We start from the raw sequence: 14,689 nt of genomic DNA on the forward strand, positions 1-14,689 counted from the left end.
AAATTCTCTTGAAATTCCCAAAAACTTGAAACAAAAAAGATTGGAGACGAAAATTCGTCCAATCTTTTTACTCAGCGTCTACACGCTCGAGCTCTGCATGAAGTTCAGTCGAGTTTGCCCAAATCTCAGGGCGATGTTCTTGTAAGAAGTTCGCTAAAACGTCGCGGGACGGAGCGTCCATCATGTCGATTAAAATCCGACCCTTTAACGATTTATCCATTTGATTAACGTGATACGGTAATAATTTATAACCCCGTCTCGCTTCCACGTCAACTAACATGTCACATGCCGCGACACCGCCATAATAAAAGCCTTCTGGTTTTCGACCGACCGTCACCCACACGATCCAATACGGTTTCCCGTTCGGTACCGCTTCCGGGTCCGTCAAAAACTTAATCCGTTTCTCGATGGCAGACTTGGCGTGCATCGCTCCCATATCGATTGTTGCAACGCCTTCTTCGACATCGATGATGACCGGAGACATGTTATTTAAACTAAGCGAACCGACACCAAAACCACCGTGTCCGTCCGTCGCATCGTCTGAAATAATATTAAAATTAATGTCTTTCATGTTCCACCCTCCCTCTCTACTGTACACAATGACATAGGATGGTGGCAATCCTGAGTCACACCCATTCGATTTGAAAGCGTCCTCCTGGACCGATCTGTTGGATTAATGAACGATCTTCTTCAATGATCCTTCCGATGACATTGACGCGCTCATCTGCCGGCAAATCCCGCTTCGTTATTTGCAGTTCCCCTGCATAACGACCGTAACGTTCATTGTCGATCGTGATACTGCCGAGCATTCGTTCTTCTGTATCTCGCGGTTGAATCAAATGGTCCCCAGGTCGTCCATACGCTCTCGATTCGACCGAACGGATGACGTCCCGGGCTGGGTCCATCCGATTCGTGTGACTTGTTGGAACCGAATCATCATGATTTCGTGTGGTCGCTCGAAGAACGATGACGCCCTCGTCGTACTCCCGAAACTGTCGCATCGTCTGATTGGATATACACGGATCTCCAATCAAGATTCGATCGACCCTCGCTTGTAAATCGATATAACACGAAAACGGAGATTGGTGGCGGTGCATCTCGAGTGTCGGTAATGTCTCATGAAGGGGGCCACGTAACCGTTCATCTCCAGGGATGAATGCTTGTACCCGTATTCCTTGCGCATGTAACCAGGCGTTTCTTTCATCAAACCAAGAACGCTCGAGTCCTGTTTCCGGACGAGGATAAAAGTTATGCCACGCTTCGACATGCTCACGTCGTAGCCCTTGTCGTAGCATCTCTTCAAGCTCTGCTTCCGTGAGCGTACTCGCATTGAGGGCGACCATCATATGTCGTGATAAATCCGCCACTTGTTTCGGTGTGACACCATAGTCAACACGTAACCCGGTGACACCCCACTCCATCAGCGCATGAGCATCATCCCAAGTCTTACCGAGTGCCTGTAGAGACGATGGAGCGATATCCGCCACGAGTTCCATCTTTAGACGACTTGCCAACGCACCTAATTGCTGAAGTCGTTCCGTATAAGTTGTCGGATCGTCTTCCGGAATATGGAGCGACGTGAAGATGCTCGTAAACCCTGCCTCTCGCATGCGTTCCATCCAAGCCATCGAATCAAGTGTCAGTTCATCGCCTAAGTACACTGAAATCCCTCTCATATGAATCCACCTTTCCAAAAGTAGAGAAAAAGATGACTCGACTGGAGCCATCTTTGTTTGTCAAATTCCGTCCGCCATCTCTTCTTTGAAACCGAAGAAATAAGTAAACAGGAAGCCTGCCGTATATGAAATCAATAGTCCGGCAATGTACGTCAAATACATGCCATTATCAATCAATGGTGTGAGCGATAGACCGGAAACACCAACCCCGAGCGCCGCTGTCTTCATTGTCGCTTGGAAGGCACCACCGACCGCGGCCCCGAGACACGCTGTCAAGAAGGGTCGTCCGAGCGGAAGCGTGACACCATACAGGAGCGGTTCCCCGATTCCAAGGAAACCTACCGGAATGGCCCCTTTGATAATATTGCGAAGGCGTGGGTTGCGCGTCTTCACAAAGATTGCAAGCGCTGCACCGACTTGACCCGCCCCGGCCATCGCCAAGATTGGGAGAAGGGCCGTTGTTCCGACCGTGTTCAACAGTTCCAAATGGATTGGCGTCAAACCGTGATGCAATCCGACCATAACAAGCGGTAAGAAGAATCCGGCCAAGAGTGCCCCTGCGACAGGTCCCCCGAATTCAAGCGTCGCATTGATTCCTCGCATGATACCGTCTGACAATACGCCAGCGACCGGCATGATTGCATAGAGCGCTGTAAATCCAACGATCAAGACTGTAAAGAGTGGTGTGAAAATAATATCAATGGATACCGGCATGAAGCGACGAATGTGCTTCTCGATATACGTCATGAGCCAACCGGCAAAAATAACACCGAATAATCCACCACGCCCGACGACGAGCGGCTCCCCATAAATGACGATGTCCGCGAGGAGCGGGTTGAACAGGATCCCCCCGGCAATCGCCCCGAGTACCGGCGTTCCTCCAAACTCTTTTGCCGTGTTCCAACCGACAAGGATGGCTAAGTACGCGAAGACCGTGCTACCGAGCACGAGTAGAATCTGCATCCATGTCTCCGTCCGGTCGACGCCGGCGTTGACGGCAAAGTTCGCTGCTCCGTTAATGATCCCCGAGGCGACAAGTCCCGGAATGAGCGGAATGAAGATATTCCCGAGGCGACGAAGGAATCGTTTGAACGGTGACTTTTGTTTTTCTTTCACCTTCTGGCGTTCGATTGCCGCACGCTCCTCTAACGTCAGGTTCGCATCAACCGACTCTTCCCCGATTGCGAGCCCTGTCTCATGACTCATATAATCCGCGACCCGATTCACAGTACCTGGGCCGACGACGATTTGCAGCGTCTCATCATTGATGACACCCATGACCCCGTCAATCTTTTTCAATGCGTCAATGTCTGCCTTCGTTCCATCTTTCAGCGTCAGTCGAACACGTGTCATACAATGCGCGAGTTGACGGATGTTCTCTTTCCCCCCGACATGTGCGAGGATATCCCGTGCTAAAACCTCTTCTTTCTTCATCTCGATTTCCCCCTTATAGCGCCTCGCGGACGAATCCGTTCGCGCGCTCTAATCGTTTGACAGCCTCCTCATAAGAGACGTCCGCTAAAATCATGACAATCGCCGTTTTGACGTGCCCCTTGGATGAAGCAAAATAACGCGCGGCCATTTCCATGTCGACCCCTGTCGCTTCTGCAATCATCCGCTTGGCACGCACTTCTAGCTTTTCATTCGTCGGTTGCACATCAACCATCAAGTTTTGATACACTTTCCCTACTCCAATCATCGACGTCGTCGAAATCATGTTGAGGACAAGTTTCTGTGCTGTTCCCGCCTTCAATCTCGTTGAACCGGTCAGTACTTCCGGTCCCGTTTCCACTTCAATCGGGTAATCCGCATGTCGACTGATGACTGCATCGCGATTACATGAAATTGAAGCGGTTGTGGCACCGAGTTCTCGTGCGTAATCGAGACCTCCGACCACATATGGCGTTCGACCGCTCGCTGCAATCCCAACGACTGTATCCTCTGCCGTCAAATGAAGCGCTTTCAAATCTGTGACCGCCAATTCCTTACTGTCTTCTGCTCCCTCAACGGCTTGAATGAGCGCACGTTCGCCGCCGGCAATCAGTCCGATGACTTGATTGGGTGATACTCCAAAAGTTGGCACACACTCCGCTGCGTCTAAAATCCCTAAACGTCCACTCGTGCCCGCACCGATATAAATCAGGCGACCGCCTTTACGAAAGGATGCGATGACTCGCTCCACGACTTTTGTGATGACCGGAAGTTGCTCTTGAATCACTTGAGGAACTTGTTGATCCTCTGCATTCATAATCGCCAATCGTTCCTCAATCGACATCTCGTCCAGGTGCATCGTTCGTTCATTCCGTCTTTCTGTAGCCAGTTTATCTAGCATCGCCACCATCCTTTCTTCTCTATGATTTCATCGTACTATATTGAAATTTAAAGTCAATTTATAATTTAATTTTTATGAAATTAAATTTCAAATAAACTTTAAAGAAAAACTCACTCTGAACGAATGAGTCGTTTTTTCAAGACGTGCACGCGTGTTCCTTTATTCGTGATCGAATCCTTCTCATACACGTATCCGTTTCGCTCCCAGAACCGACGAGCGCGGAGATTGTTTGGAAGGACACCTAATCGAAATACCGTCTGATACGGGCGCATATATTGGTCTTCCAATTGTTCATACAACGTTTGCGCCAAACCTGTCCCATGGAGAGATTCTTCGACAACGAACAAACCAAGCCAAAGCGAGCCATCGATCGGATGTTTTTTTAAGAGGTCGGCGATTGCCACGATTCGCTCTTCTTCACGAAAAATCAGGCTAATCGTACCTTCTTCTTCAAAATCTGCCACGTTCTCGTCACGAAACATCTCGACTATCTGTTCATTCAATCTTGCGAATGTGCGCTGGTCCATCAAAAAGCGTTGCAATTCTTGAAGATCTTCGGCCGTATAAGGTCGAATCATCGGCGTAGTTTCACCATCTCATCACGGGCTTCTGCGTACCGATCAATCAACCCTTCTCCCTTCCGGTGGAGGAGTCCCATATATAACGTATCGACAATCGTCAATTGTGTCATCCGTGAGGCGATGCTCGCGATTCGGAAGTCGCTCTCGACGTTCGGTGTACAGAGTCGAACGTCCGCTTCTCGGTAAAGCGGTGATTTGTCGAGGTTAGTGATGGCGATGACCGGAACACGTTTCTTTTTCGCAAATCGGACAAGCTCGAGCACATCTTTCGTTCGTCCTGACGTGCTGATTGCGACGAATACATCAGACTTTCCTAAATGCGGGATCAGCGACAACATATAATGAAAATCGGGAGAGGTCGTGGCCGCATATCCCAGCTTCGTAAACTTATATTGCGCATCGATTGCCGCAGTCGAAGACCCCCCGACCCCGTAAAAGATGACGCGGTTCGCGCGAGCGAACAGGTCCACTGCATGTTCAAGTTCTCGTTTATCCATCGCTTCGGCGCACGCCTCGATTGCCGCCTTGTTCACATGGATGACTTTTTGGAACGAGTCATACGGCGTGTCCTTTTGCTGGAGGACGTTGAAGTCCGTCAGCGTCGTCTCCGTGACAGCCAAGTCTTTCACAAGCGCGAGCTTGAACGCTTTAAAACTATCAATCCCGACGACTCGTGCGAAACGAACGATACTCGCCTCGGATACATCCGTCTTTTGCGCTAGCTCTTTTGTCGTCATGTTTGGAATGAGCGTTGAATGGGACAAAATATAGTCGGCGATCTTCTTTTCGACCGCTGTCATATCCTCTTTCGCTAAATCAATTTTCGTAAGTAAGGATTCCATTTGGTCATCCCCTTCCTGCAACTGTTGTTCTTTTATGATAGCGGATTCCTTCCCCATATTCCAATCACCTAAAAAGATCGAGCAGGCGCCCGATCTATAAGTTGTTCGTATTGAACGTGTCACCACCTTGAATCGATCCGTTCTCAAATCCTCTCTCGAACCAACGCATGCGTTGTTCCGATGTCCCATGTGTGAACGAGTCTGGCGTCACATATCCACGTGCCTGACGCTGCAGCGTGTCATCGCCAATCTGATGCGCGGCATTCATCGCTTCTTCCACGTCCCCCGCTTCAAGATACCCTAACCCTTGCGCGTGATGGGCCCATACGCCTGCATAGTAGTCTGCCTGCAACTCAAAGCGGACGAGATAGCGATTGAATTCGGTCTCGTTCATCTCGTTACGAAGCGGCATGATTTCTTCTGTCGTCCCGAGAAGCGTTTGGACATGATGCCCGACCTCATGGGCGACGACATAAGCCATCGCGAAATCCCCTGGTGCATTGAAACGTTGACTCAATTCATCATAAAAACTCAAATCGATATACAGTTTTTGGTCGCCGGGACAATAGAACGGACCCACAGCGGAGCCGGCAATACCACAAGCGGATTCAACCTGTCCGGAAAATAGGACGAGCGTCGGCTCTTCATAGGTCATCCCATTTTCAGCGAAGATGTCTGTCCACACTTCTTCCGTATCCTTCAAGACAACCGCTACGAAATCTGCCATCTCCTCTTCACGAGCCGTTCCGGTATACGTCCCCTCCGATTGAGGTTCCCCGAGTCCGATATTGTTGACGAGATCGGTCGGGCTTCCCCCGTTCAATAATGTAAAGACGATGACGAGAATCAACCCAAGACCGCCTCCGACCCCGGCAATCCCTTTCCCTCCGATGCTACGCCCACGTCGATCCTCGACGTTCCGGCTCTGTTGTCTTCCTTTCCACTTCATCCCGATTCCTCCTACATTCGCTCTGTCTTGTTTATTACCCCAAATCCGGTAAAAGTGAGCCCATGTTTCTCGGTAGATGAGAATTTTCTTTTCTAGAGGAAGGGGATTCTCTACAATGAAAGAGACTTCAGCAAAGGAGGAATGACCATGCCTTATGTAACTGTAAAAATGCTCCCGGGCCGTACCGTGGAACAAAAACGCGCGTTGATTGAAAAAGTGACGGATGCCGTCTCCGAAACGACGAATGCGCCAAAAGAAAACATCACCGTCTTCATCGAAGAGATGGATGCGACACATTACGGACAAGCCGGTGTAATGCACGCAGATAAGAAGTAAGTGACGAACGGACTCCTGATATGGAGTCCGTTTTTTGTTCTAGTCTTCTCGGTTCACGTCGAACCGTTCACTCGGTACGGTCGGCTTAATCAAGTGACGTGTCGCTCGCCAGATGTGGTAGCCGATACGGTCGAGCCAGAGCAATACTTGTACTTTTTGTATCGTCTGGTCCATCTCCAACTGATTCGCCGCCGTTTCTTCTAGTAGCTCCGAGCGATGTGCTTTTCGATATTCCGCCAGTTGTTTTGAGGCCTGTTTCCACAGCTTCGAATCCTCTGGTGGCGTATGATGATTCAGTTGATTCACAAGGTCAAGCTCATGCAACACGAGTTCTCGTGCCGCTAAAAAGTCGGTGTCCCGAAGGGCGTGGACCGGTTCGACTTCTCGCAAGACATATAACCAACGTTCCAGATGATCGATCGTATGCAAAAGGGATAGATGTTGCCCATAATCATTTTGCTTTCCTTCATCTTCAAGACGTATCGTGCTCAAAAAGACACGGACATCGCTCAACGTCTTGTCGACGAGCGTCAATTCATCTTCACGAAGACGTCCCTCTCGGACAAGCAATTCCGTCTCATTTCCTAAATATCGTTCGATTTCAAGTAAAGAGCGTCGTGCCGCTTCAAGAGCGACCGTAGGGAGTTGTGACATGTTTTTATCGAGCAGACGTGTCAATTTTTCGGAGCGACTCGGAATCCACTTCAGTAATCGACGTGCGAACGTTTGATAAAATGGTAGGAATAAGATCACACCTAGTAGATGGAATGTCGTATGGAATAAGACGAGACGTAATAAGTCGTTCCAGTTGAACCAATCGGCTACTCGATTGACGACCTCGAAGAGAACAGGGAACGTCAGCCATCCAATGAGGACGATTGACACGTGGTAGATGGCATGCCCCAATACAATGCGTCGGGCTGACTTCCAGCCTCCGATTGAACCGAGTGCCACGACGAGGCTCGTCCCCGCACTTTGACCAAGCACCAAATAAGCGGCTTGCGGGAGTGAAATCGCCGCCGTCGCGAGAGCCGTCATCGTTAGCACGAGTCCAATCGTCGATGACTGAAGGACGGCGGTCATCATAAATCCGATTCCAATCAGAAGTGCCTGATGCAGAACGGTCATCTCACCGGCCGAGCCAAACGAGAACGTGACGACATCCCGCATCGCTTCTTGAAGTGTCCCAATCCCAACAAAGATCAACCCGATACTGACGAGCAACAGTCCCACACGGCGAAGGCGCGGACTGGATAGACGAAACGCCATCCCGATTCCAATGATCGGCAAAAACAACTGGCGCACGTCTAAGTTATAGCCGAGGATGGCAATGATCCATCCCGTCGTCGCGCTGCCTACGTTTGCGCCAATTACGAGAGGTAACGATTGCGTGAACGTGAGAAGCCCCGCGCTCACAAACCCAATCGTCATCAGTGTCGTCACCGAAGAAGATTGAAACAGGGTCGTCAGCATTGCGCCGAGAGTCGCCCCTGATAAAGAGCCGTCGGTGAATTGATTCAACCGATGACGCAATCGTGTACCAGCCCATTTTTTGAGCGTATCTGTCAGTAACGTCATCCCGAGTAAAAAAATCCCGATTCCACCAATCAGTGTCGCAATCTCCATCGTGTCACGCCCCTTTGCGTGTTTAATCGTCCTTCAATGTCGATAAAATCCACGATTTTTCATTCGCATAATCTTTTAAATTCAACAACACATCTTCCGGATAATAAATTTTTTCATCCGATTGTCTCGAGTTCAAAATCGACTGGACGAGCATCGAGACCTCTGAAATCTCTTTTCGCTCCCCGTCATTCATCTGTAGATAAATCCCCTCGTATTTGCCTTGTCCTTTATATAAATCGTATGGCAATTGACTCAATTGATCTTCAAGCAGATAGTATGTTGGTGGAAGCCCGATCGTCTCCATCGTCTGTCGCAAGCGCTCCATATAACGGACACGATTCGCTTCCGGGAAGTTTTTATATTTTAATAATCGGCGATTCACGAATCGACTCGCCAAATCGGCTAGAATCGCGTCGTCTTCTTCCATCCATTCTTGGAAATAGAAGTAGACGACCGTCTCATCCAATTTCAAATATTGTTCGAGTGACATACCGGTGCGTTCAAAGATCGGCAAAAAGTGTTTCGGCGTCATGTTAAACTCATAGCCACTCTCATAGAGCTCCTGTGCCCGCTCAAGAATCGCTTTCAAGAGGAGATCGCTCGACCGTGTCGCCGGATGAAGGTACACTTGCCAATACATTTGATAGCGACGCATAATATAGTCTTCAATCGTATGCATCCCAGACTGCTTGACCACGACTTGGTCTTCATCCGGACGCAAGACGCGCAACATGCGTTCTAAATCAAACTTTCCATAACTGACACCCGCAAAGTGAGCGTCGCGTAACAAATAGTCCATCCGGTCGACATCAAGCTGTGAGCTGAGCATATTGACGATCAAGCGATTCGGATGCGTCTTATTGATGATGGAGGCCACTTCTTCGGCAAACCCGACACCCATCTCAGATAAAACCCTATTTACTTCGGTTTCCCCTAAAATGATGCGCTCCGTCCACACTTCATGACGAACGGAAAAGACGTGCTCGAACGCGTGCGAGAATGGACCGTGTCCGACATCGTGCAAGAGCGCTGCTGCCAACAGTAGTTCACGGTCGCGGTCGTCCCATTCCGGATACTGTTGGAACTGATCGATTAACTGGCGTGCGATTTCATATACGCCGAGCGAGTGATGAAATCGCGTGTGCTCCGCGCCATGAAATGTCAAAAAAGACGTTCCAAGTTGTTTGATACGACGCAAACGCTGAAATTCTTTCGTATTGATCAACTCCCAAATGAGGTGATCGTAAACATAAATATATCGATGTACCGGATCCTTAAATACTTTCGATCCAGATAGTTGTCCTCGAGACGAGTACATGACATGCCCTCCTACGTTTCGTTATGTTCTAGATTCGACTTCAAACGAATCGTTCCCTCCATGCTATAATGAGGAGGAAAATTTTTTGTGAAAAGGAATTAATGTATATGATCCATCCATTGTTACAACAACCGAGCTATCGCATCATCGATCAGTCGAGTCTTGGCACGATGTTTCAAGCGGAACAATCGTTTGCGACCGATGATACGTTATGTGCGTCAACGCAAGAACGAGGTGCCGTCTTGCGGGCATGGGTGCACACCGATACGATTGTACTCGGAATCCAGGATGCTCGGCTGCCTCATTTGAAAGAGGGAATTCGCTACCTGCATGAACAGAGATTCCGTCCCGTCGTCCGAAACTCAGGCGGATTAGCCGTCGTGCTAGACGATGACGTCCTCAACCTTTCTTTAATTTTACCAGAGAAGGACGGGATTCAAATCGACAGCGGCTATGAGGCTATGACCTCGCTCATCCAACACATGTTCCAAGACGTCACGAATGACATCGTCCCAGGTGAAGTCGTCGGTTCATACTGTCCAGGAAGTTTCGACTTGTCGATCGACGGCAAAAAGTTCGCTGGGATTTCGCAACGACGCGTTCGTGGCGGTGTCGCCGTTCAAATTTACTTGAGCGTAAGACAGAGCGGAAGCGCACGTGCTGAAATCATCCGTGACTTTTACGACCTTGCCACCCAAGGGGAAGAGACAAAGTTCACGTACCCAACCATTGTACCGGAAACGATGGCTTCACTTGAAGACTTGCTTGGGATCCCACTCACCGTACAAGACGTCCTCACTCGGGCCTACCGCGTTCTTTCCACTGTCAGTTCGCTCCAAAACGCGACATTAACGGCAGACGAGCAAACGATGTTTGCAAGTCAGCTCGAACGCATGTGGAAACGGAATGAGCCGTTACGCGACATTGAACAACAATTAACAGAGGAGTGATTCATCCAATGTTTAAACTGATCACAGACACCGGAGCCGATTTGACACACGATCAAATCATCGAATACGGTCTTGAGATTTTACCGCTCGGTGTCATCATCGACAACGAAGAATTTTTAGACGGCGAAACGATTCAACCGAAAGAAGTATACGATGCGATGCGTCAGGGTAAGACGCCAAAGACGTTCCAAATCGAGACGTCACGAATCGAACACTGTTTCCGTCAGCATCTTGAGGCTGAAATCCCGTTCTTATATCTCGCTTTCTCCGGAGAACTCTCCGGTACATACCAAACCGCTGTCATGGTCGGCGAAATGTTGAAAGAAGAATATCCAGACAGTACATTCACGGTTCTCGATACACGGACCGCCTCTGTCGGACAGGCATTGTTCGTCAAAACGGTCGCAGCGTATAGTCAAGACCATACGTATGAAGAAACGGTCGAGTATGCCGCTTCGCTCGTCGGTAAAGTCCGTCACTTGTTCACGGTCGAATCACTCGAATATTTGATGCGGGGCGGACGTGTCTCGAAGGCGAGTGCTTTCATCGGAGACTTGTTGACGATTTTACCGTTATTGACGGTCGAAGACGGCAAGCTCGTCCCGATCGAAAAGGTACGCGGTCATAAAAAGGTCATGCGCCGGATGGTCGAACGGACAGTCGAATCGAAGTCGATCGTCGAGAACGGAGACCTCTTCATCGGTCATGGTGACGACCTAGAAAAAGCCGAACACTTCGAGAAGATGGTCCGCGAACATCTCGAACCGAAGCACATCACGAAGACACTGGTCGGGTCTGCCATCGGTGCCCACACCGGTCCCGGTCTACTCGTCATCGCCTATTTCGAGGCATGAAAAAATGAGCTCTCCCGATTTTCGGGCGAGCTCATTTTCGTTTAGCGATTCCAGTTTTTAAATCCATCACCGAACTGCGCGTAATTTTCGTCTTGGAACACACCGTCCACAAATTTCGGTACATCTACCGGCAGTTTCCCTTGCGGCTTCACTTCACCGAAGATGGCATGAATGCCTGCCGGCAAGTTCGGACCAGCCGACTTCAAGTTGCCCGCCTCCGAATCCGGTCCATTCGGGTCGCCTTTGAATCCATAGATTAAGAGATGTGCGGGGGCATCCGGTTGAACGGCGATGTCGTATGGGTTGCGCAAGCTAAGTAAGACTGACTTCTTCCCTGTCTCGTTTGCGTAACGGAACACCTCCGCCGGCACGTAATGATCAGCTGACGTCGGCTTCAGTTTGGCGCTGTTGTTCACGTTCGAACCGACGATGATATAGTCAGCCGCTTCGACTTGTTGCCGTAGTGCCGGATTTTGATTTAGATGCGGCGTTGATGCTGAGTAGTTGGCCGTGATGACGTTCACGTCTTTCATATTCCCTGCATTCTTTTCTAGTGACTTGATTGTTTTCACCATGCTGTCCGTTTGGTCTTTCGCTGGCGACAAGACGAGCACCGTGTCTCCTTTTTTCGGTTTGAATGGAAGCGTCTTCTTCTCGTTCTTCACGAGAGTGACGGCCGCCTCCGCGATTTCACGTTCCTTCGCTTTATGCTCAGCGCTTCCTACCGTTGCATTCGCTTCTGCGAGCTTCATCTCGAGCGTCGTGGAGTCCGTCGTTTCTCCCCAAATTCCACGCTCTGCTTTCAGTTTTAAAATGCGTTCCACTGATTCATCGATGGTCGCCTCCGATAAACGTCCATCCTTCACTGCCGCAATGACTTCCTCAAAGATTGCTTCGAGTTTGATCACATCTGCTTCCGAGCGTAAAATCGTCGGCATGAGCGCGATGTCGACCCCTGCTTCGAACGTCTTGATGACCGCCTCTGCTTCCGTAAAATTGTCTGCGATGGCTTGCATGTTGAGTGCGTCGGTCACCACGATTCCTTCATATCCAAGTTCCTCACGAAGCACTCCCGTGATGACATCATCCGAAAGCGTCGCCGGGAGTGGGAACGTGCCGCGTTCTGATTCGACGACCTCGTCCTCGATTTGTGGCATCCCGATATGCGCCGTCATGATCATGTCGATTCCTTCTGTGATGGCACGTTTGAACGGTAACAACTCGAGACCACGCAACTCGTCGAGTGATTTATCGACAACCGGTAACCCATAATGCGAGTCGACGGCCGTATCGCCATGACCTGGGAAATGTTTCGCCGTTGCTGCAACACCTTGGTCTTGAATACCTTGTGTCATCGCGGAACCGAGTTCCCCGACTAGTTCAGGGTCGCTCGAGAACGAACGGACGCCGATGACCGGATTTCCCGGATTGTTGTTGACGTCAAGTACCGGTCCGAAGTTCACGTTTACCCCGAGTGCGTTCAATTCAGAACCGATGATTTTCCCTGCATCATAGGCATATTGACTGTTACGTGTGGCCCCGAGTGCCATATTCCCCGGTAAATTCGTTCCCGTCCCAAGTCGTGTCACAATCCCACCTTCTTGGTCGATCGTGACGAATAACGGGACATCATTGCTGGCATCTTGTTTCACGACTTCTTGCAAATCATGAACGAGTTTCGTCGTCTGTTCCGTTTCCTTCACGTTCTCCGCAAACAATATCACTCCACCGAGATCGAAACGATCGATGACACGCGCCACTTCCGGTGCAAGAGATGTATGGTTCGCCCCGTTCCATAATCGGAAGTCCGGCATGATCATCTGCCCGATTTTTTGTTCGAGCGTCATCGACTCTAGCTTCGTGTTGACGCGCTGGTCAATCGACATCGTCGGCGTCCCTTCCGCCACGACCGCGTCTGCTGCTGGAACCGACGAGACGAGCAATGCCGTCGTCAATCCGAGTGTTGCCGTCCAATTCAGTGCCTTGTTCATGTTCCCACTCCCCTTAGTCAAATTTGGCTGACCCCCAAACGAAAAGGCATGGAGGAAGAAGCGTTGCCTCATCAACGCTCGTTCACCCCATGCCTGATCGCATCAGTTACATTTGGTCCTTATTCAGGTGGTCAACAACAGTATAGCAACTCCACTTTTTAGAAACAATTGTTCAAGTGAAAGCGTAACCATTTTGAAACAATGTTTCTGTTTTGATACACAGTGAACTGTATTGGCAAAACCAATAATTTCTGTGGTTCGTTTTTGATTCGTTTTTTGGTAAACTCAATTCGATACAGGTTAACTTTCAAAAAGGGGGAAATTATTGTGGCAAGAGGGGAACTGAAACGTAAGCCGGAATGGTTAAAGATCAAATTAAACACGAACGACACGTATACCGGCCTAAAGAAAATGATGCGCGAGAAAAATTTACATACGGTATGTGAGGAAGCAAAATGTCCGAACATCCATGAATGTTGGGCGGTACGTCGGACTGCGACCTTCATGATTCTCGGGAGCATCTGTACACGTGCTTGCCGTTTTTGTGCCGTCACGACCGGAAAACCGAACGAGCTCGATTGGGAAGAGCCAAAACGTGTTGCCGAATCGGTTCGACTTATGAACTTGAAACACGTCGTCATCACGGCTGTCGCGCGTGACGACTTGAACGATTACGGGGCTACTGTCTTCGCAGAAACGGTTCGCGCGGTTCGCGCCATGAACCCGGAGACATCGATTGAGGTGCTCCCGTCAGACATGATGGGTGATTTCTCTGCCTTGCAGACGTTGATTGATGCGGGTCCTGACATCATGAACCATAACTTAGAGACAGTCCGTCGCCTCACACCGAGAGTTCGTGCGAAAGCAACATATGACCGCACACTCGAGTTCTTGAAGCGTTCGAAAGAATTGAACCCGGATATCCCGACGAAGTCATCGATCATGGTCGGACTTGGGGAGACGAAAGAGGAATTGATTGAAGCGATGGATGACCTACGCGCGCACAATGTCGATATTTTGACGCTCGGTCAATACTTGCAGCCGACGAAGAAACACCTTGAGGTGGAACGTTACTACCATCCAGACGAGTTCGCCGAGTTGAAAGAGATCGCTCTATCAAAAGGATTCTCACATTGTGAGGCTGGTCCACTCGTCCGTTCGTCATACCATGCGGATGAGCAAGTACACAAGGCGCGTCGCCACACGATGTTGCCAATCGACTAACAGAAAGAAG

14 protein-coding genes are annotated in these 14,689 nt (G+C 49.7%); 4 read left to right on the forward strand and 10 right to left on the reverse strand.

Features of this window, described 5'->3' with window-relative positions; all coding sequences use genetic code 11:
- Positions 1-67: 67 nt before the first annotated feature.
- The 7 genes from OKS35_RS09680 to OKS35_RS09710 all read right to left on the reverse strand — a co-directional run bounded on the left by OKS35_RS09680 (position 68) and on the right by OKS35_RS09710 (position 6,380).
- Entirely contained in the window at positions 68-571 is a 504-nt protein-coding gene (locus OKS35_RS09680; protein WP_031422148.1) for a YwhD family protein, read from the reverse strand.
- A gap of 55 nt (positions 572-626) precedes the next feature.
- A complete protein-coding gene (locus tag OKS35_RS09685) occupies positions 627-1,676 on the reverse strand; it encodes a DUF871 domain-containing protein (protein WP_264092946.1) in 1,050 nt (349 codons plus the stop codon).
- 60 nt (positions 1,677-1,736) lie between these two features.
- A complete protein-coding gene (locus OKS35_RS09690) occupies positions 1,737-3,110 on the reverse strand; it encodes a PTS transporter subunit EIIC (protein WP_078147713.1) in 1,374 nt (457 codons plus the stop codon).
- A 13-nt stretch (positions 3,111-3,123) separates the two neighbouring features.
- The gene (gene murQ, locus OKS35_RS09695) at positions 3,124-4,017 is read right to left on the reverse strand and encodes an N-acetylmuramic acid 6-phosphate etherase (protein ID WP_214685389.1); all 894 of its coding nucleotides are present in this window, start codon (positions 4,015-4,017) and stop codon (positions 3,124-3,126) included.
- A 101-nt stretch (positions 4,018-4,118) separates the two neighbouring features.
- Positions 4,119-4,586 (reverse strand): GNAT family N-acetyltransferase, encoded by a 468-nt coding sequence (locus tag OKS35_RS09700; protein ID WP_264092947.1) that lies wholly within the window; start codon positions 4,584-4,586, stop codon positions 4,119-4,121.
- Complete coding sequence (locus OKS35_RS09705; protein WP_031422140.1) at positions 4,583-5,431, reverse strand: MurR/RpiR family transcriptional regulator; 849 nt, start codon at positions 5,429-5,431, stop codon at positions 4,583-4,585. Before OKS35_RS09705 ends, OKS35_RS09700 begins: the two co-directional genes overlap by 4 nt.
- A 94-nt stretch (positions 5,432-5,525) precedes the next feature.
- Positions 5,526-6,380, reverse strand: a complete 855-nt coding sequence (locus OKS35_RS09710; RefSeq protein ID WP_264092948.1) for a neutral zinc metallopeptidase — start codon at positions 6,378-6,380, stop codon at positions 5,526-5,528.
- Positions 6,381-6,527: 147 nt separating this feature from the next.
- Between OKS35_RS09710 and OKS35_RS09715 the strand changes: the two genes are divergently transcribed.
- Entirely contained in the window at positions 6,528-6,716 is a 189-nt protein-coding gene (locus OKS35_RS09715; RefSeq protein ID WP_012727443.1) for a 2-hydroxymuconate tautomerase, read from the forward strand.
- 39 nt (positions 6,717-6,755) lie between these two features.
- Here the strand turns inward: OKS35_RS09715 and OKS35_RS09720 are convergent, their stop codons facing one another.
- Both OKS35_RS09720 and OKS35_RS09725 read right to left on the reverse strand, forming a co-directional pair.
- Positions 6,756-8,342 (reverse strand): Na/Pi cotransporter family protein, encoded by a 1,587-nt coding sequence (locus tag OKS35_RS09720; RefSeq protein ID WP_264092949.1) that lies wholly within the window; start codon positions 8,340-8,342, stop codon positions 6,756-6,758.
- A gap of 22 nt (positions 8,343-8,364) precedes the next feature.
- Complete coding sequence (locus OKS35_RS09725; RefSeq protein WP_159563019.1) at positions 8,365-9,660, reverse strand: HD domain-containing protein; 1,296 nt, start codon at positions 9,658-9,660, stop codon at positions 8,365-8,367.
- Positions 9,661-9,767: 107 nt separating this feature from the next.
- On the opposite strand from OKS35_RS09725, the gene OKS35_RS09730 reads away from it, so the two are divergent.
- Entirely contained in the window at positions 9,768-10,610 is an 843-nt protein-coding gene (locus tag OKS35_RS09730; RefSeq protein ID WP_264092950.1) for a biotin/lipoate A/B protein ligase family protein, read from the forward strand.
- 8 nt (positions 10,611-10,618) lie between these two features.
- Positions 10,619-11,464 (forward strand): DegV family protein, encoded by an 846-nt coding sequence (locus tag OKS35_RS09735; protein WP_264092951.1) that lies wholly within the window; start codon positions 10,619-10,621, stop codon positions 11,462-11,464.
- 41 nt (positions 11,465-11,505) lie between these two features.
- Here OKS35_RS09735 and OKS35_RS09740 read toward each other — a convergent pair whose 3' ends face one another.
- Positions 11,506-13,455: a glycoside hydrolase family 3 protein gene (locus OKS35_RS09740; protein ID WP_264092952.1), complete on the reverse strand. Its 1,950-nt coding sequence runs from the start codon at positions 13,453-13,455 to the stop codon at positions 11,506-11,508.
- Between the two features lie 288 nt (positions 13,456-13,743).
- Between OKS35_RS09740 and lipA the strand changes: the two genes are divergently transcribed.
- Positions 13,744-14,679, forward strand: coding sequence for a lipoyl synthase (gene lipA / locus OKS35_RS09745; RefSeq protein ID WP_324292278.1), 936 nt, complete (start codon positions 13,744-13,746; stop codon positions 14,677-14,679).
- Positions 14,680-14,689: the final 10 nt, after the last annotated feature.

The sequence above is a fragment of the Exiguobacterium sp. N5 genome (assembly GCF_025842465.1).
GTDB classification, from domain to species: domain Bacteria; phylum Bacillota; class Bacilli; order Exiguobacteriales; family Exiguobacteriaceae; genus Exiguobacterium; species Exiguobacterium profundum.

Excerpts from the sequence above, each read along its gene's own strand:
- OKS35_RS09680 (WP_031422148.1), bottom strand. The coding sequence starts at position 571 with ATGAAAGACATTAATTTTAATATTATTTCAGACGATGCGACGGACGGA.
- OKS35_RS09710 (WP_264092948.1), bottom strand. The coding sequence starts at position 6,380 with ATGAAGTGGAAAGGAAGACAACAGAGCCGGAACGTCGAGGATCGACGT.
- OKS35_RS09725 (WP_159563019.1), bottom strand. The coding sequence starts at position 9,660 with ATGTACTCGTCTCGAGGACAACTATCTGGATCGAAAGTATTTAAGGAT.
- OKS35_RS09705 (WP_031422140.1), bottom strand. The coding sequence starts at position 5,431 with ATGGAATCCTTACTTACGAAAATTGATTTAGCGAAAGAGGATATGACA.
- OKS35_RS09730 (WP_264092950.1), top strand. The coding sequence starts at position 9,768 with ATGATCCATCCATTGTTACAACAACCGAGCTATCGCATCATCGATCAG.
- OKS35_RS09735 (WP_264092951.1), top strand. The coding sequence starts at position 10,619 with ATGTTTAAACTGATCACAGACACCGGAGCCGATTTGACACACGATCAA.
- OKS35_RS09715 (WP_012727443.1), top strand. The coding sequence starts at position 6,528 with ATGCCTTATGTAACTGTAAAAATGCTCCCGGGCCGTACCGTGGAACAA.
- OKS35_RS09685 (WP_264092946.1), bottom strand. The coding sequence starts at position 1,676 with ATGAGAGGGATTTCAGTGTACTTAGGCGATGAACTGACACTTGATTCG.
- OKS35_RS09740 (WP_264092952.1), bottom strand. The coding sequence starts at position 13,455 with ATGAACAAGGCACTGAATTGGACGGCAACACTCGGATTGACGACGGCA.
- OKS35_RS09700 (WP_264092947.1), bottom strand. The coding sequence starts at position 4,586 with ATGATTCGACCTTATACGGCCGAAGATCTTCAAGAATTGCAACGCTTT.
- OKS35_RS09690 (WP_078147713.1), bottom strand. The coding sequence starts at position 3,110 with ATGAAGAAAGAAGAGGTTTTAGCACGGGATATCCTCGCACATGTCGGG.
- murQ (WP_214685389.1), bottom strand. The coding sequence starts at position 4,017 with ATGGTGGCGATGCTAGATAAACTGGCTACAGAAAGACGGAATGAACGA.
- OKS35_RS09720 (WP_264092949.1), bottom strand. The coding sequence starts at position 8,342 with ATGGAGATTGCGACACTGATTGGTGGAATCGGGATTTTTTTACTCGGG.